Genomic DNA, 17,005 nt, shown 5'->3' with positions numbered 1-17,005 from the left:
GGGCGTGACCGGGCCCGGCCCGGCCCAGACGAAGGCCCCGCCTCCGGGAAGAGGCGGGGCCGGGGCGGGGCGGTCACAGGCCCGCGGTCAGCTCCGTGAGGTCGAGCTGGACGGGGTACGGGTGGTCCGTGGCGAGCTTCTCCCGGTGGACGGGGTGCGGGGGTGCCGGGAAGTAGCTGCGGGTCTCGGCGTTGAGCCAGTACTCGTGGACGACGGCGCGGTCCTCCCGGGTGCGCTCCACCCGCCAGTAGTAGGGGACCTTGGCCTGGGCGAAGAGCGCCGGCTTGAGGATCCGGTCGTCGCTGCGGGAGCCGGGGGAGACGACTTCCACGGCGAGGGCGACGTTCTTCACCGGCACGCACTCGACGCGGCTGAGGTCCAGGCCCGTCGGGTCGTAGACGATGATGTCCGGTTTGCGCACGTTGCGCTCGTCCAGCATCACGCACTGTTCTGCCAGCACCCTGAAGGGCTTGGTGCGGGCCTGCCGAAGGGCATGCACGATCCCGTCCCGCATCTCGTTGTGCAGAACGACTGCTTGTCCACGAACCACGATCTTCCCGTCCACGAGTTCCCAGTCGAAGGGCAGATCAAGATCCTTCACCTGGTCGAACGTCCATCCGTCGGCGGGCGGGAACGCCCAGGTCTCCTCGGTGGCGTGTACCGGGGCTTCTGCGGCCATCACTGCTCCCATGCGCGTGAGTGTGGACGGGGATGCGGCCCGTAGTCCTGCGTACGACGGTACGTTCACCCAAAGGTGGACAGCCATCGAACACGGCGGTCCGTGCGGCTGTCTCAGTCCTCCGTGATCTCGGCGACGCCGGTGATGCGGTGCAGGGGATAGGTGCGGACCTCGTCGGCCGTGTGGTCGTACGCGGTGACGAAGCCGCCCTCGACCTTGACGGGGGCGATCACGCGCTGCGAGGCGGCACCGTCCGCGTTGACGTAGCCGATCCACAGGGGTGTGCCGGTCAGGGTGGCCGACTGCATCGTGGCGAGGGTGTCGGCCATGACGGTGCGCGGGAGACCGCCGTCGGGCGGCGTGGAGGCCGGAGCCTTGGGCTTGTGCGGGAGGGTCGCGGCGTGGTCGCCGGCGCGGATGGCGCGTACGGCGGCGGTCAGCAGCGCGGCGTCCGGGAGCGGCGGCCGGTCGGGCACCGGCTCCGGCGGACGGCGGGGCGGGGTGCGGCGCACATCGGGACGGCCGAGGAGGACGTCGCCCTCGGCGGATTCGGCCGCGGGCGCGTAGCCCATCTCGCGCAGCCGGGCGAGGAGTTGGTCGGGCGGTGCGGCCGAGGCGAGCACGGTCGGCGCGAGCATCCGCAGGCGGAGCGGGGCGGCGCGGCGGTCGGCGAGCAGCCCGGCGAGCAGGGCGTCGTCGTCGCACCGCAGATAGGAGGAGGCGGCGCCGACGCGCAGCCGGCCGTGGCGGCGGGCGACGTCGTCGATCAGGTACGTCAGCGGCTGCGGCACCGGCGTGCGGGAGTGGCCGGCGAGGAAGGAGTGCAGGTCGGCGGCGGAGCGGCCGGCGTCGAGCGCGCGGCGTACGGACTCGGGCGTGAAGCGGTAGACGGTGGCGCCGCCCTTGGACTCGACGTCCGCCATGAGGCCGAGGAACGCGGACAGTTCACGCTCCAGCGGGCCGGGCGCGACGGCGGTGAGATCGGCCTGGAGCAGTACCTCGGTGAGCGGTTCGGGGACGAGGGGTGCCAGCGCGCGGGCCGCCCGGTCGACGGCTTCGGCGGCCTCGGCTTCCTGTTCCTCCCGGGGCCGGCCGTTCCGCAGGGCCTCCGCGGCCCCGCCGTGTGTGCCGGCCGCTGCCGCCGGTGCGGTGCCGGGGGCCGCGGGAGCGCGCTCGCCGGGGACGGTCGGGCCGAGCAGGGGGCGGGCGAAGGAGGCGAGGGCGCCGCGGCCGGTGACGCCCAGGAGTTCCGCCTCCTCCAGCGTCCAGTGCGCCAGGCGGTCCCGCAGGGTGACGGGCGCTTCCTCGGCGGCGGGCGGCGTGTCCGGCGGGGCGGGCGCCGGGGCGGGGCCGCGGTCCGTGCCGTCGGCGGGGCGGCGGCCGGTCCTGTGCGGGTCGCGGTGGGCCTGCAACGGGCGTTCCCAGCGCAGGCGTTCGTGCAGGGAGGCCCGGTCGGGCCGGGTGCCCGGCGGGAGGCCGGCGAGCAGGGTGAGGGTGCGGTGGCGTACATCGGGCGCCGGGCCGCGGTCGAGGCCGGGGCCGAGCGCGGCGAGCGCCTTGCCCTTGGTGTCCCGCTCGCCGACGGGGCCGGCCACCCGCGTCGCGGCGAGCCAGGCGGTGGCCAGCAGCGCCCAGCGCTCCGGCGGGGCGGCCCGCAGCCAGTCGTCGTAGGCCGGGGTGGGCGCGTACGCCTCGTCGACCTCGCCGTCGGACGCCACCAGGCCGGCGGCGTACGCGAGTTCGGCCCAGAAGGCGGCCTGCTGCTCCGGCACGTCCAGCAGTCCGGCGGCACGCCGCAGATCGCGGACGCCGAGGCCGCCGGCGCGCAGTACCGGCGGCGGTTCGGTCTCCCAGTGGCCCAGCAGCTCCTCGACGGTGGCGAGTGCGGCGAGCGCCTGGCCGGCCGCCGCGGCGTCGACGGTCTCCGGCGGGTGGACGCGCTCCTCGGCGACGGCCGGCGGAACCGGCTGCGGCTCGCGGTGCGCCCGCCCGCCGCGCAGATGCAGCGCCACCTCGCGGGGGAGGACGACCGTCCCGGCGGCGGCCGTACCGCCGCCGCTGTCGCTCCTGTCGGCTCTCTCTCCTCTGCTCTCGCTCCGGTCGCCGTCGGGGCCCGCCGGTACGAGCAGGGCGCGGTCCAGCAGCCAGCCGACGGGCCGGGAGGGGTTGGCCACGTCCACCGTGCCGTGCGGCGGGCCCCACTCCAGCTTGCGCAGCAGCGGCACCGCGCCCTCCGGCGCGCCGTCCAGCAGCGCCGACATCCGGTCCGGGTCGGTGAACAGCGAGGTCAGCGCGGAGACGGCGCTCACCGGGTCGTGGGTGGCGGGCAGCCCGGCGGCGCCGAGGATCTCCTGGAGCCGGGCGGGCGAGAGCCGGGCGGTGCCGACGGCCTCGGCGAGCGGCGGACCCAGCCCGGTCGGCGAGGGCGAACCGAGCAGTTCGCGCGCGGTACGCACCAGCCGGGGGTTCTCGCCGCCGCCGTCCCCGTCGCCCCACACCAGGGCGCGGGCCCGCAGCTCGTCCAGCGCGCGGGGCAGCCGCTCGGCCGCCTCCTCGCCCGGCAGCAGCGTGGCGAGCGACTCGCGCACGGTGGGCCCGGCGGCGCCCGGGGGCGGTGCGACGGCGAGGGCCTCGGCCGTCTGGAGCGTGAAGCGGTCGAGGCCCTCCAGGGCGCGGACGACGGAGGCGCGGGTGCCGGCCCGGGTGGCGAGCTGGGTCAGATCGCCGGGGACGGGCGAGAGCAGATCGGGGCGGGCCCGCAGCAGTGCGGCGAGGGCGGCGTCGTCCCGTGCGCGCAGGTCCTCCGCGAGGGTGCGGGGCGCCGGCCGCGCCTCGGGTCCTGGCTCCTCGGGGGCTGGGCCGTCGCCGTTCTGCTCGCTGCTCACGCTCCCCACCGTAGCGGCCGGTCCCGTCGCCGGGGGCCGGGCTGCGGGGCCCGGGGACGGGACCGGCCGCCACGGGCTGCGGCGCCGTGCGGTTCCGCCGGGGTGGTCCCAGGAGGGTCCCGGGGGGCTGGTGGCCGGTCCGGTGACGTGGGCGGTCCGGGGGCCGGGAGGGCTCATGGCGGGGTCGGCCGGGTGCGGGAGTCGGGTTGCGCGCCCGGTCGGGGGCGTGGGTGCAGTGCGTCGGGGTGGGTTCCGGGTCCGGGTGCGGGCTCGGGCGGGCCCGCTGCCTGCGGGTATCGACGGTGTTTGTGGCGCCACGCGACATCTGTGTTGGCCCTGGGCGGATGTGCCGCCCAGACTCGACAGCGGACCGGCGACAAAGGCCGGAAGCGACCCGTAAGCGGATGAAAGCCCCGGAGTGTGTCGAAGCGGGCTGAAGCAGCAGTGTCCGGGAGTGCCCCGGGCCGTTCGGCGGCCGGTGGTGCTGTGCCGGGGCGCGCGGAAGTCGCGAGGCGGTCGCGAGGAACGAGAACGGCAAGGAGAGCGCGGTATGCCCGAGAAGAGCGAGAAGCCGGGGAAGACGATGCGGAACAAGGTGGCGCTCATCGGTGGTGGCGAGAAGAACCTGGGCGGTCTGCTCAGCCGGGCCTTCGCCGCGTCCGGCGCGAAGGTCGTCGTCCACTACCACGGCTCGCAGAGCGAGGCCGAGGAGACCGTGCGGGCGGTGGAGGAGGCCGGCGGGCAGGCGGTCGCGGTGCAGGGCGATCTCACGAAGGTCGCGGACGTGCGGCGGCTGTTCGACACGGCGGTGGACACCTTCGGCGGTGTGGACGTCGCGGTGAACACGACCGGGATGGTGCTGCGCAAGCCGATCCTGGAGACCACCGAGGACGAGTACGACCGCATGTTCGGCATCAACGCCAAGGCGGGCTTCTTCTTCATCCAGGAGGCCGGGCGGCGGCTGAACGACAACGGACGGATCGTCAGCATCGGTACCTCGCTGCTCGCGGCGTTCACCGACGGCTACGCGACCTACGCCGGCGGGAAGGCGCCGCTGGAGCACTTCACCCGGGCCGCGGCCAAGGAGTTCGCCGACCGCGGCATCTCCGTCAACGTGGTGGCGCCGGGGCCGATGGACACCCCGTTCTTCTACCCGCAGGAGACGCCGGAGCGGGTGGAGTTCCACAAGTCGCAGGCGCAGGGCAACCAGCTCACCCACATCGAGGACATCGTCCCGGTGATCGAGTTCCTGGTCACTGACGGCTGGTGGTTCACCGGCCAGACGCTGTTCCCCAACGGGGGGTACACCACCCGCTGAGCGCGGGAGGACCACGGGAGGAGCCCGGCCCCGGGTGGCGAGCGCCGCCCGGGGTCACCGGCGTACAGCGGGGAACACACACATCCATGGCCTTGGACCTGCACAAACTGGAACACCTGATCGCCGTGGCGGAGGAGGGCAGTCTGACCCGGGCCGCCGCCCGGCTGCACCTCAGCCAGCAGGCTCTCTCCACCTCGATCCGGGTGCTGGAGCGGGAGGTGGGCGTGCCGCTGCTGGAGCGCGGCGCCACCGGCGTGGCCCTGCTCCCCGCCGGGCGGGCCCTGGTGGAGGACGCCCGCACACTGCGCGGTCTGGCCCGTGCCGCGCTGCGGCGTGCGCGGGACGTCGGGCGGGGCGAGGCCGGGGCGCTGCGCATCGGGCACACCCCCGCCGTGACCGGGGAGGAGGTCACCGCGCTGCTGCGGCCGGTGAGCGCGGTGCGGCCGGAGCTGGACACCCGGGTCAGCCAGTGCTATCCGGCGGACCTCACCGCCCGGCTGCGGGACGGCGACCTCGACGTCGGGCTGTGCCGCGCGCTGTCTCCCGGGCCGGGGCTGCGCCGCACCACGCTGGGCCGTCAGCGGCTGCACCTCGCCGTGGCCGCCGGGCACCGGCTCGCCTCCGGCACGGCCGTCTCCCTGCCGGAGCTGGCGGACGAACGCTTCATCGTGTGGGGGCATCCGGGCCGCTCCGAGTACACCGACCTGCTCGTCGGGCACTGCCGCGCCGCCGGCTTCGAGCCCCGTACGACGCGCAATCCGCTCCAGGGCACCCCGCCGGTCACCGCCGTCATCGGCACGGACGGCGTCGCCTTCGTCACCGCGCCGCCGGGGGAGGCCGCGGGCGGCCGGGTGCGCGTCCTCGCCCTGGAGCCGCCCGTGTTCGCGCCGCTGCACGCGCTCCACTCCCCGCACACGGCACATCCGGGCCGGGACGCCTTCCTGGCGGAAGCCTCGATCTCCTGAGCGGGCGGGGCCGGGCGCTCCTGAACGGCGGGGCGGGCCCCGCTCTCCCTCCCGTTCGCACGGGCCACGGGCGCGGTGGGGCGCGGTACGGTCGGTCGGTAGCGTCCTGGGGTGTCCGGGAAGGCTTCGGGCGCCGGCGGACGTCCGGTCAGATGCGAGCAGCCGTTGGGGACTTGGTGGGGATCGAGAGCGACAAGCTCGTCTTCGACTATCTGAGCCGGGTCGGCGACCTGGCGCACAGCGCGCGCATGTCCGCGGCCGAGCGGGCGAAGCTCGTCGGCGGGCTGCGGGACCGTATCGACCGGGAGCGCGCCGCCGACGGCGGTGCGCAGAGCAAGGGCGCGGTGCAGAAGATCCTCGGCCGGATGGGCCGGCCCGAGGACGTGGTCGCGGCGGCGAACGGCGGGGTGGCTCCGTCGCCCGGCGACGCGGTGCCCTCGCAGCGCGCGGACGGCCCGGCCCCGGCGGCCGGTCCCGGCGCCGACGGCATCCCGACGAGCGGCAGCGGCGAGCGCATCCTCGGGATGGGCCGCGATCTGTGGACGGGGCTGACCGGGCGCGTCCGCGACACCGGCCAGGAGACGGCGAAGGGCACGGCACCGGGCGCGGGGACGGGCGCCACCGGTACCACGGGCCCCTCCGCCCCCTCCGCTCCGTCTCCTGCGTCCGGTTCCGGTTCCGGTCAGGCTCCGGGCCGCGGGGCCGCCGACGCGGGGGACGAGGAGGAGAAGCCGCGGCCGTCCGTCCCGATGCAGCGGCCGCCCGTGTGGGACAGCTCGTCGCCGCATCTGGCGGGCCTGGACGAGCTGGGCTCCGGCGAGTCGGAGGAGCCGGGGCCGCAGGCGTCCGGCAGCGCGGGCACCGACTGGTGGCGGGTCGAGCCGGGCCCGTACGGCGAGGAGACGCCGCGGCTCGGGGACGCGCGGGCGGGCGGTGGGCCCGTGCCGGGGTTCACCGGGGGGATCGAGCTGCCCGAGGTGCTCCGGCCGCCGTCGGCCGACGGGCCGGGCGGCGCCGGGGCGCGGGCGCCCGGGGCGGGCGAGGCGTCCGGACCGCCGGAGACGCCGGTCGAGGCCGCGCCCGGCAAGGAGTCCGCGCGACGGCGCGGCGCCGGTGCGCTGCTGGGCCGGGTGCTGGGCGGTGGGCGGGCCGCGCGCGGTTCCGGTGGGCCGCGGGCGGGCGGTTTCGTGGAGCTGGCGGCTGCCGCGCTGCTGGTCGCCGGGGCGGTCACCGGGTCGTTCGTGCCGCTGGCGCTGGGCTGGCTGGCGGCGTGGTGGTCGCCGAAGCTCAGCCGGGTCGAGGCGAAGTGGGCGGCGGCCGGGATGCCGGGTCTGGTGCTGGCCGGTACCGGGGTGTGGCTGTGGGGCCGGATGGACGGCCAGTGGGGCGAGCCGATCGCGCAGGGCGGGGAGGCGATGCGGGACGCGATGGGCGATGTCTTCCCGGTGCTGCTGCGGACGGCGGCGGTGGCCAGCGCGCTGTATCTCGTGTGGCGGGCCCGTCGGCCGGCGGGCGGCTGAGGCGCGCACGCGGCCGGCCACGGGGCATACGGATAACTGCATGATCATGCAGATGGGGAGCGTCTACCCGGGCCGGAAGACATCATTCCTGTGTTGTTGTTCATCGATGAACAACCCCCGAATTGCGCCGCATACCGGGCAATTCGGCCCCTGGTGCTCGTCTAGGGTGCCACCCCATGAGTACCGCCCGTCCCACCAGCAGTCAGCCCAACCAACCGCACACCGCTCATAACCATGCAGTGCGCGTGCTGCGGCACGTGTGGATCCCGCTGCGGGACGGGACCCGGCTCGCGGCGCGGATCTGGCTGCCGGAGGGCACCGACGGCCCCGTCCCGGCCGTCCTGGAGTACATCCCGTACCGCAAGAACGACGGCACGGCGCCGCGCGACGCCACCCTGCACGGCCGGTTCGCGCAGGCCGGCTACGCGGCGGTGCGCGTCGACTGCCGCGGCAGCGGCGACTCCGACGGCGTGATGCTCGACGAGTACCACCAGCAGGAGCTGGACGACGCGCTGGAGGTCCTCGCCTGGATCGAGCGCCAGGAGTGGTCCGACGGGCAGGTCGCGATCATCGGCAAGTCCTGGGGCGGGTTCAACGGCCTCCAGATCGCCGCGCTGCGGCCCCCGCAGCTGCGCTGCATCGTCACCGTCTGCTCCACCGACGACCGGTACGCCGACGACGTGCACTACGCCGGCGGCTGTCTGCTCGCCTCCGAGATGCTGCCCTGGGCGTCGACGATGCTCGCCTACAACGCCCGCCCCGGCGACCCCGCCGTCCTCGGCGACGCCTGGCGCGAGAAGTGGCTGGAGCGGCTGGAGGCGACCGTCCCCTACGCGGAGACGTGGCTCACCCACCAGCGCCGGGACGCCTACTGGCGGCACGGCTCGGTGTGCGAGGACCCCGCCGCGATCGAGGTGCCCGTGTACGCCGTCGGCGGCTGGCTCGACCCGTACCGGGGCGCCGTCCTCCGGCTGCTGGAGAGCCTCGACCAGGCCAAGGCGCCCACCAAGGCGCTCCTCGGCCCCTGGGCGCACACCTACCCGCACCAGGCCGAGCCCGGGCCCGGCCTGGACTTCCAGGGCGAGTGCGTGCGCTGGTTCGACCACTGGATGCGCGGCGCCGACAACGGGATCATGGACGAGCCGCGGCTGCGGGCCTGGATGCCCGAGCCGGCGCAGCCCGGCAGCGACCGCGAGGTCCGCCCCGGCCGCTGGATCGCCGAGCCCTCCTGGCCGGCGCCGGGTGTCGAGGACCGCCGCACCCCGCTCGCGTCCTGGGCGGACGCCGGACCGGTGCTGCTGCGCTCCACGCTCGCCCTCGGCGCCGCCACCGGCGACTTCCTCAAGTTCGGCGACATACCCGGCCAGTACGGCGACCAGGCCGCCGACGACGGGCGCTCGCGCACCTTCACCGGGCCCGTGCTGACCGAACCCGTCGAGATCCTCGGCGTCCCCTCCGTCGCGCTGCGGGTGACCGCCGACCGCCCGCAGGCGCAGCTCGCCGTGCGGCTGTGCGAGGTCTTCCCCGACGGCGCCTCGAAGCTGGTGACGACCGGGCTGCTCAACCTCACCCACCGCGACGGGCACGCCGAACCCGCGCCGCTGGAGCCCGGCCGCGCCTACGACGTGCGGGTGCCGCTGTTCGCCGTCGGGCACGCCTTCGGCGCCGGCAACCGGATCCGGGCGTCCGTCTCCGCCTCGCTGTGGCCGTGGATGTGGCCCTCGCCCGAGGCCGCCACCGTCGAACTGGACGCCGCGCACGGCGAGTTGGTCCTGCCCGTACGCGATCCCGACCCGGCGCGGGACGCCGCGCTGCCGCCCTTCGCACCACCCCGCGAGGGACCGCCGCACAGCATCGAGTCGGTCGGCATCCCCGGCGCGCGCACCGTCACCCTCGACCACGAGACCGGCGAGCAGACGCTCGTCTCGACGCCCGCCGACGGCACCGTGACCGACCACGCCGACGGCCTCACCCGCACCGGCCGCGACCTCAACCGCTTCCGGCTCACCGAGGGCGATCCGCACTCCGCCGTCGTCGAGTGCGAACGCGAGGAGACCATCGGCCGGGACGGCACCGCGGCGGACGGCAACGACGGCTGGGCCACGCGCGTGCACACCCGCTCCCGGATGACGGCCGACGGCGACGACTTCCTCGTCGTCAACACCCTGCGTGCCTACGAGGGGCGCGGCGCCGCCGAACGGCAGGTCTTCGCCCGCACCTGGTCCTTCTCCGTCGCCCGGGACCAGGTGTGAGCGCGCCCCGCGCGCGGCGGCGCGCCTGGGCGGGCGCCCTGGCCCTGGTCTGCCTCGCGGCCCTGACGGGCTGCGGCGGCGCGGCCTCGGCGACCGGCGGCAGGCCCACCGTCGTCATCGGCGCCAAGCAGTTCACCGAGCAGTGGATCATCGGCGAGATGTACCAGCAGGCCCTCACCGAGGCCGGCTACGACGTCGAGCTGAAGAACAACATCGGCAGCACGGAGATCATCGACGGAGCCCTCACCTCGGGCCAGATCGACCTCTACCCCGAGTACACCGGGGTGATCCTCCAGGTGCTGGCCAAGGACGCGCACATCCCGCACTCGGCCCGCGACACCTACGAGCGGGCCAAGGCGTTCCAGGAGAAGCGCGGCCTGACGATGCTGGAGCCCACCCCGTTCCAGAACAAGAACGCCGTCGCCGTGAAGCCCGCGTTCGCGAAGAAGCACGGGCTGAAGACCGTCGGCGACCTGAAGAAGGCCGGGCACGTCCGCTTCGCCGAGTACCCCGACAACATCTCCGGGGCCCTCGGCTACACCGAGCTGGTGAAGAAGTACGGGCTGACCGACACCAAGGTCCGCTCGCTCAACATCGGCCTCCAGTACAAGGCGCTCGACCACGGCGACGTGGAGGCCGCCGACGTCTTCACCACCGACCCCCAGCTCGCCCGCGGCGACTACACGCTGCTGAAGGACGACAAGGGCTTCTACGGCTTCCAGAACGTCGCACCCGTCGTGCACAAGGACGTCCTGGAGGAACAGGGCCCGAAGTTCGCCGCGACGTTGGACCGGATCGACGCGCTGCTGACCGAGAAGGCCGTGCAGCAGCTCAACCGGGCGGTCGACACCGTGCGGCTCACCCCCGCAGAGGTCGCCCGGAAGTTCCTCGAAGCCAACGGCCTGCTCTGACGCCGCTCGGCCCCCACCAGGAGAACCACCCATGACCCAGGCCGGTCCCGAAACCCCCGCAGGCGCCCAGGACATCGTCTTCGACCATGTGGTCAAGACGTATCCGAACGCCACCGTGCCCGCCGTCGACGATCTGTCGCTGACCGTCCCGGCCGGCGAGATCTGTGTGCTGCTCGGCCCGTCCGGCAGCGGCAAGACGACGGCCCTGATGATGGTCAACCGGCTCGCCGAGATCACCGGGGGCGACATCCGCATCGGCGGACGCTCCATCCTCGATCTCGACCCGATCCGGCTGCGCCGCTCCATCGGCTACGTCATCCAGCAGACCGGGCTCTTCCCGCATCTGACCATCGCCGAGAACGTCGCCACCGTGCCCAAGGTCCTCGGCTGGGACAAGAAGCGGCTGCGCGAGCGCGTCGGCGAACTGCTCGAACTCGTCGGGCTGCCCGCCGGCGAGTACGGCAGGCGCTACCCGGCACAGCTGTCCGGCGGGCAGCGCCAGCGCGTCGGCATCGCCCGCGCGCTCGCCGCCGACCCGCCGGTGATGCTGATGGACGAGCCGTTCGGCGCGCTCGACCCGATCACCCGGGAACACGTCCAGGACGAGTTCCTCGCGCTGCACGCCCGTATCCGCAAGACCGTCATCTTCGTCAGCCACGACATCGACGAGGCCGTGAAGATGGGCGACCGGATCGCGATCTTCCGGGAGGGCGGGAAGCTCGCCCAGTACGACACCCCGCGCACCCTCCTCAAGGAGCCCGCCGACGCGTTCGTGGCCCGCTTCGTCGGCGCCGACCGCGGCCTCAAGCGGCTCACCCTCACCCGCCTCGCCGACCTCGCCGACGCCGGAGCGCTCACCCCCGCGCGGGACGCCGACGCCGCGCTGCCGCAGCTCGCCGCCGACGCCAGCCTGCGCTCCGCGCTCTCGCTGATGGTCGCCGAGGGCACCGACGCCGTCCGCGTCACGGAACCCCGCGGCCCGGCCGACGGGAGTGACGGGACCGGCCCGGTGCTCGGCGTGGCCTCCCTGGACGCCGTGCGGAAGGCGGGTGCCGCATGAGCGCCCAGCCCGTCATACCGGACTACGGCGACCCCAGCGCCTGCGTCGCCCGGGACGCCACCTTCTGCACCGACTGGTTCGGCGACCACTGGTGGAACCTGTTCTGGCCCGCGCTCGTGCAGCACCTCGAACTGACGCTGATCGCCGTCGTGGCCGGCTTCGTGCTGGCCGTCGTCGCCGCCGTCCTGTGCCACCACAAGAGCTGGCTGGCCGCGCCCGTCTCCGGCGTCACCTCGTTCCTCTACACCGTGCCGCCGCTGGCGCTCTTCCAGCTCCTGGTGCCCGTCACCGGGTTCTCCGTGCTGACCGTCGAGACCGCCCTCGTCCTCTACAGCCTCTATCTGCTGTTCACCACGATCCTCACCGGGCTGCGCGAGGTCCCCGAGGACGCGGTGCGCGCGGCGCGCGGCATGGGCCTCACCCGGTGGCAGATCCTCACCAAGGTCGAACTGCGGCTCGCCGTACCGTCGTTGATCTCCGGACTGCGGGTGACGACCGTCATGACCATCGGCATCGTCGCCATCGCCGCCTACGTCGTCGACCAGGGCCTCGGCTCGCTGATCCTCAAGGCCCTCCAGTCGCCGTTCAACACCCAGTTCATCGGCGCCGGAGCGCTCGCCGTCGCCCTCGCCCTGGCCGCCGACGGCGTCCTCGTGCTCGCCGGGCGGCTGCTCACCCCGTGGGCGCGCACGAGGAGGGCCGCGTAACCATGGACACCTTCCTGGGTTCCTTTACCTTCATGGGCGACCAACTGCCCCTGCTGCTGGAGAAGACCGGCCAGCACATCTGGATGTGCGTGATCGTCGTCGCCGTCTCGCTCGCCGTCGCCGTGCCGCTCGGGCTGTGGCTCGGCCATCTGCACAAGGGCGAGTTCCTCACCACCAGCATCTCCAACATCGGCCGCGCCCTGCCCAATCTCGCCGTCATCGCCATCGGCCTGGGCATCTTCGGCCTCAACTTCACCAACATCGCCGTGGCCCTGCTCATCACGGCCATTCCGCCGATCCTCAGCCAGACCTACCTCGCCGTCGACCAGGTCGACCCCGACCTGGTGCGCTCGGCGCGCGGCATGGGGCTCACCCCGGCCCAGGTGCTCCTCAAGGTCGAACTCCCACTGGCGCTGCCGCTGTTGTTCTCCGGCGTACGGATCGCCGTCGTCTACGTCATCTCCAGCGCCACGCTCGCCACCGTCGCCGGCGGGGGCGGCCTCGGCGACATCGTCCTCGGCCAGGCCACCTACGGGCTGGAAGGCGTCATCGCCGCCGCCCTGTGGGTCGCCGTCCTCGCCCTCGCCGCCGACGGCGCGCTCGCCCTGCTCCAGCGCGTCCTCGTCCCCAAGGGCCTGCGGACCGCCGGCCGCTGAGGCACAGCGCGACGCGGAGGTGCTCCCGGACCCGGCGCGGCCGGGCACGGTGTGCGGCGGCGGGCCGTCCGGGGCAGGCATGCTCACCCCGGACGGCCCGCCGGCCCCGTGGCCCTGGGCCCGGGTCACTTCCCCCGGCCGCACAGGGCGTGGTCGACCAGCGTGCGGGTGGCCGCGTTCAGCTTCACCTGGTCCGGGGCCTGCCCGTCGCTCGTCACCGAGACGGCCACCGACCGGCGGCCGTCCGGGGTGACGCCGGTCCGGGTGTAGGTGCCGAAGCCGTCGCCCTCGTGGTGCCAGTAGCTGCCCCCGCACGACAACGGCGTCTCCCGGACGCCGAGCCCGTAGCCGCCCTCCGGCCAGGCCGCCACGTCGTCCGGGTCGTCGGTGCGCTCCACCGTCCGCTTCATCTCGGCCAATTGCCTCTCCGGCAGCAGCTTTCCGGACATCAGCGCACGGTAGAAGGCGTTCAGGTCCCGCGTCGTGCTGACGACGGCCGAGTCGGCGGTGTGCTGGAGGGTGTGCTCGGTGACATCCAGCGTGCCGCCGTCCGGGCCCGGCAGCAGAACCCGCGCGTGCGGCCCCCGCAGGAACGGGTCCGTGCCCGTGACGCTCGTCTCGTGCAGCCCCAGCGGAGCGATCACCCGCTGCTCCACCTGCTCGCGCCAGGTACGCCCGTCCGCCTTCTCGGCGATCATGCCCGCCAGCAGGTAGTTGGTGTTCGAGTACGCCCACCGGGGCGCGTCCGGGCGCGGTGTGAACACCGGCTCGTGCCGCATCGCCACCCGCACCCACTCCCGGGCCGGTGTCGCGTCGTAGCGGTTCTCGTCGAACTCCTCGGTGACCGCGCGGATCAGCTCCGGATCCTCCACGTAGTCGAACAGGCCGCTCGTCTGCCGCAGCAGATCCCGCACCGTGATCCGCGACCCGTCGTTGCCGTTGCCGGACACCACTCCCGGCAGCCACTTCTCCACCGAGTCGTCGAGCGACAACTTGCCCTCGTCCACGAGCTGGAGCACGACCGCCGCCGTGAACGTCTTCGTCGTGCTCGCCACCCGGAACCGCGCGTTCCAGGGCACCTTCGTGCCGGCGCCCGCCCGCGCCCGCACCGACTCCCCGCCGCGCCGCACCTGCGCCAGCACCTTCACCTTGCCGCCGGCCTTCCGCACCGCCGCGACATCCTGCTCCAGCACGGCCCGGCCGTACCCGGCGTCCCCTCGCGCGCCGGGTCCGGCCGCGACCGCGGCCCCCGCCCCCTGCAACGCCACGCCCGCGACAGCGGCCGCCGCCACCAGCGCCGCCACACCTCTCCGCGCCTTGTTCCCCCTCATGACCGTCCTCCCCTTCACCGGTTCGCCGGGTCGCCGGCTCGGCCGACTCCACCGGGCTCGCTGATCCGCCGATGCCGCCGCTCGGCATCCGCCGCCCGCCGGGGCCGTCCCCGCGGCGAGCGGAACCAGCTCACCACCGGCACCCGGCCCGGAACGAGGGGGCCAGACCCCGTCCTCCGGGTACCTGACCCCACCCGCGGGCGTGCACCCGTCGCCCCCCGGGGCGGGCGCGCGGTACCGAAGCCCGGTGACCCCCAACAGCGGGCGCCGCACGGCGCGTTGGGCCGAGCCCCCCCGGGGGGTGACCTACGGCTGCCGCCCCGTGACGGCCACGATCCGCTCCAGCAGCGGCGCCTCGGCCGGCACCTCCACCGCGGGCCCCCACAGCTCGGGGACGGGTGCGCGGGGAACGAACACGCGCACATGGTCGAAGCAGGCGCGCAGCGTCGGCTCCGGCAGGTCCACCTCCTGCCCCGTCGCCCGCGCGAGGTCCCACCCGTGCACCACCAGCTCGGTCAGCACGATCCGCCCCCACACCGCCCGCTCCAGCACCACCCCGGCGGTCCCCGCCCGCCCCTGCCAGGCCCCCGGCGCCCGCCAGGCCCGCGCCAACTCCCCCAACTCCCGCCCGGCTTCACCCGGCCACCGCGAGGTGGGCCCGCCGGACGCCTCCGCACCGGACCCGCCGGACGCCTCCCGCGCCATCTCCGCGAACCCCCGCGCCACCTCCCGCACATGCGCGACGAGCTCCCCCACGCTCCACCCCGCACACGGCGTCGCCGCACCCCACTGCTCCTCCCGGACACCTGCCACCAGCACCGCCATCCCCCGGCACGCGGGCTCCAGCTCGATCACGGCTCCTCCTCCACACCGGTACGCCACGGGGCCGCGACACGACCCCCACCCCTACCGACCACGCGACGGACCGCAACTCATCGGTGCGGCGGGCACATTCGGACCGTGCGCCACGGGAGTCACAGAGTCACGGGCGTCGTGGCGTGCGGGGCCGGGGGCCGGGGGCCGGGGGGCGTCACGGTGTGCGGGGCCGGGGCACAGCGCCCCCGGGCGTACCGAAGTCGGCCGCCGACCTCCTCCGGAGGAAAGATTTTGCGGCCGGGGGCGTTCGTGCGCAGTATCGCGGGATGGCCACCACGATGCCGGTCTCCGTCCGTCCGATGACGGTCGACGACTGCGACCTCTACCGCGAACTGCGCCTGAACGCCCTCGCGGACGCCCCGCGCGCCTTCGGTTCCACATACGCCCGCGAAGCGGCCTTCACCGCCGAGCAGTGGCGCGAGCGCCTCGCCGCGCGCAGCACGCTCCTCGCCGAGGCGGACGGGAAGCCCTGCGGGCTCGCCGCCGTCATCCCGGAGGGGCCCGGCCGCAGCGAGCTCGTCTCGATGTGGGTGGCGCCGGACGCGCGCGGGCGCGGGATCGGGGGCCATCTCGTGCGCGCCGCACTGGAGTTGGCCGACGCGCGGGGCGTGCCGGAGGTGCGGCTGTGGGTCGTCGAGGGCAACCCCGCCGCCGAGCGCCTCTACACCCGGCACGGGTTCGCCTTCACGGGGGAGGTCCAGCCCGTCCGGGAGGGCGAGCCCACCCGGGAGTACGCGATGCTCCGCCCCGCACCCGCCACGGGCACGGGCACGGAGGAACGCTGAGCGGGGGCGTGCGGCGCCTCACCCCGTGAGCTTCTGTTCCAGTTCGTCGAGGATCTTGTCGGCGGCGGTGTAGCCGATGCCCTGGATCCACAGTTCGTCGTCGACGCGGAACGCCCTGCCGTGCTTGACGGCGCGCATGTTCTTCCACAGGGCGCTGCGGACGGCCTCGGCCTCGCCGGACTTGGCGGGGGAGCCGTAGGAGCAGTAGAAGACGACGTCGGCGTCGCCCTTGTCGACCTGTTCGGGGCTGACCTCCATGGCCAGGCCGTCGAGATCCTTCGCGTGCGCGGCGACGGCGGGGCGGCCGAGCCCGACGTCGTCGAGCAGGGTGGCGATGTACGCCTTCTCGCCGTAGATCCGGGTGTCGGCGCCCTCGGTGAACCGGATGACGCTCGTCTCGGTGGCCGCGGCCTTGCGACGGCCGCCGAGCGCTTCGGTCACCCGCGCCGTGTGCGCCTCGTAACGGGCGACGGCCTTCTTCGCCTCGGCCTTCCTGCCGAGCGCGTCGGCGTGCACCAGGAAGTTCCGTTTCCAGGGGTGGCCGGTGGACTCGGTCATGACGGTCGGCGCGATCCGCGACAGTTCGTCGTAGCGGTTCGCGTCCCTGGCCTTGTTGGTGAGGATGACGTCCGGGTCGAGCGCGGCGATCTTCTCCAGGTCCGGCTGGGCGACGACCCCCACGTTCTGCACGCCCTTCAGCTCGCCCTTCGGCAGGTAGTCGAGGAACGGCTTGCCGGGCTGTGCGGTGGTCGCGCCGACGGGGGTCACACCGAGGGTGACGGCGGAGTCCAGCTCGGCGGTGTCGAGCACCACCACCTTCTCCGGGTGGTCCGGCACCCGCACCGGCCCGTTGGCGGTCCGCACGGTGTGCGTGCCCTTGCCGTCGGCTCCATCCGAGCCGGAGCCCGCACCGGAACCGGTGCCGCAGGCGGTGAGGGCGAGGGCGCCGGCGAGCAGGGCCGCTGTCACGGCGGCGGTACGGCCCACGGTGCGGCGGCGCGGCGGACGTACGGGGAACGACGTCGACGACGTCATGGACGCCATGGCTCTGCCTTTCGAC

14 protein-coding genes are annotated in these 17,005 nt (G+C 74.5%); 9 read left to right on the top strand and 5 right to left on the bottom strand.

Features of this window, described 5'->3' with window-relative positions:
• Window positions 1-73 precede the first annotated feature (73 nt).
• Both SCA03_RS10635 and SCA03_RS10630 read right to left on the bottom strand, forming a co-directional pair.
• The gene (locus tag SCA03_RS10635) at window positions 74-691 is read right to left on the bottom strand and encodes a Uma2 family endonuclease (protein ID WP_086816202.1); all 618 of its coding nucleotides are present in this window, start codon (window positions 689-691) and stop codon (window positions 74-76) included.
• A 101-nt stretch (window positions 692-792) separates the two neighbouring features.
• Window positions 793-3,564, bottom strand: a complete 2,772-nt coding sequence (locus SCA03_RS10630) for a helicase-associated domain-containing protein (protein WP_371863911.1) — start codon at window positions 3,562-3,564, stop codon at window positions 793-795.
• 550 nt (window positions 3,565-4,114) lie between these two features.
• Here SCA03_RS10630 and SCA03_RS10625 point away from each other — a divergent pair.
• The 8 genes from SCA03_RS10625 to SCA03_RS10590 all read left to right on the top strand — a co-directional run bounded on the left by SCA03_RS10625 (window position 4,115) and on the right by SCA03_RS10590 (window position 12,953).
• Window positions 4,115-4,882: an SDR family oxidoreductase gene (locus SCA03_RS10625; RefSeq protein ID WP_051847102.1), complete on the top strand. Its 768-nt coding sequence runs from the start codon at window positions 4,115-4,117 to the stop codon at window positions 4,880-4,882.
• 86 nt (window positions 4,883-4,968) lie between these two features.
• Entirely contained in the window at window positions 4,969-5,847 is an 879-nt protein-coding gene (locus SCA03_RS10620) for a LysR family transcriptional regulator (RefSeq protein WP_030895276.1), read from the top strand.
• A 152-nt stretch (window positions 5,848-5,999) separates the two neighbouring features.
• Complete coding sequence (locus SCA03_RS10615) at window positions 6,000-7,367, top strand: hypothetical protein (protein WP_107429163.1); 1,368 nt, start codon at window positions 6,000-6,002, stop codon at window positions 7,365-7,367.
• Window positions 7,368-7,543: 176 nt separating this feature from the next.
• Window positions 7,544-9,619 (top strand): CocE/NonD family hydrolase, encoded by a 2,076-nt coding sequence (locus SCA03_RS10610; protein ID WP_086818123.1) that lies wholly within the window; start codon window positions 7,544-7,546, stop codon window positions 9,617-9,619.
• Window positions 9,616-10,530 carry an ABC transporter substrate-binding protein gene (locus SCA03_RS10605; RefSeq protein ID WP_030886558.1) on the top strand — a complete coding sequence of 305 codons (915 nt, stop codon included), beginning with the start codon at window positions 9,616-9,618 and terminating at the stop codon, window positions 10,528-10,530. The genes SCA03_RS10610 and SCA03_RS10605 overlap by 4 nt, the downstream gene beginning before the upstream one ends.
• Window positions 10,531-10,561: 31 nt before the next feature.
• Window positions 10,562-11,590, top strand: a complete 1,029-nt coding sequence (locus SCA03_RS10600) for an ABC transporter ATP-binding protein (RefSeq protein ID WP_030895285.1) — start codon at window positions 10,562-10,564, stop codon at window positions 11,588-11,590.
• Window positions 11,587-12,297 carry an ABC transporter permease gene (locus SCA03_RS10595; protein ID WP_030886564.1) on the top strand — a complete coding sequence of 237 codons (711 nt, stop codon included), beginning with the start codon at window positions 11,587-11,589 and terminating at the stop codon, window positions 12,295-12,297. The genes SCA03_RS10600 and SCA03_RS10595 overlap by 4 nt, the downstream gene beginning before the upstream one ends.
• A gap of 2 nt (window positions 12,298-12,299) precedes the next feature.
• On the top strand, window positions 12,300-12,953 hold the full coding sequence (locus SCA03_RS10590; RefSeq protein WP_030895287.1) for an ABC transporter permease: 654 nt from the start codon (window positions 12,300-12,302) through the stop codon (window positions 12,951-12,953).
• Window positions 12,954-13,078: 125 nt separating this feature from the next.
• Here SCA03_RS10590 and SCA03_RS10585 read toward each other — a convergent pair whose 3' ends face one another.
• The gene (locus tag SCA03_RS10585) at window positions 13,079-14,284 is read right to left on the bottom strand and encodes a serine hydrolase domain-containing protein (protein WP_086818122.1); all 1,206 of its coding nucleotides are present in this window, start codon (window positions 14,282-14,284) and stop codon (window positions 13,079-13,081) included.
• A gap of 306 nt (window positions 14,285-14,590) precedes the next feature.
• Window positions 14,591-15,139 (bottom strand): TIGR03086 family metal-binding protein, encoded by a 549-nt coding sequence (locus SCA03_RS10580; protein WP_141275327.1) that lies wholly within the window; start codon window positions 15,137-15,139, stop codon window positions 14,591-14,593.
• Between the two features lie 287 nt (window positions 15,140-15,426).
• On the opposite strand from SCA03_RS10580, the gene SCA03_RS10575 reads away from it, so the two are divergent.
• Window positions 15,427-15,945 carry a GNAT family N-acetyltransferase gene (locus tag SCA03_RS10575; RefSeq protein WP_086818240.1) on the top strand — a complete coding sequence of 173 codons (519 nt, stop codon included), beginning with the start codon at window positions 15,427-15,429 and terminating at the stop codon, window positions 15,943-15,945.
• Between the two features lie 18 nt (window positions 15,946-15,963).
• On the opposite strand, the gene SCA03_RS10570 is transcribed toward SCA03_RS10575, so the two are convergent.
• Entirely contained in the window at window positions 15,964-16,980 is a 1,017-nt protein-coding gene (locus SCA03_RS10570; protein WP_086818241.1) for an ABC transporter substrate-binding protein, read from the bottom strand.
• Window positions 16,981-17,005 lie beyond the last annotated feature (25 nt).

The organism is Streptomyces cacaoi (assembly GCF_006539165.1).
GTDB lineage: Bacteria > Actinomycetota > Actinomycetes > Streptomycetales > Streptomycetaceae > Streptomyces > Streptomyces cacaoi.
The sequence above is the reverse complement of the archived record's forward strand: the minus strand, read 5'-3'. Positions and strand labels throughout refer to the sequence as shown.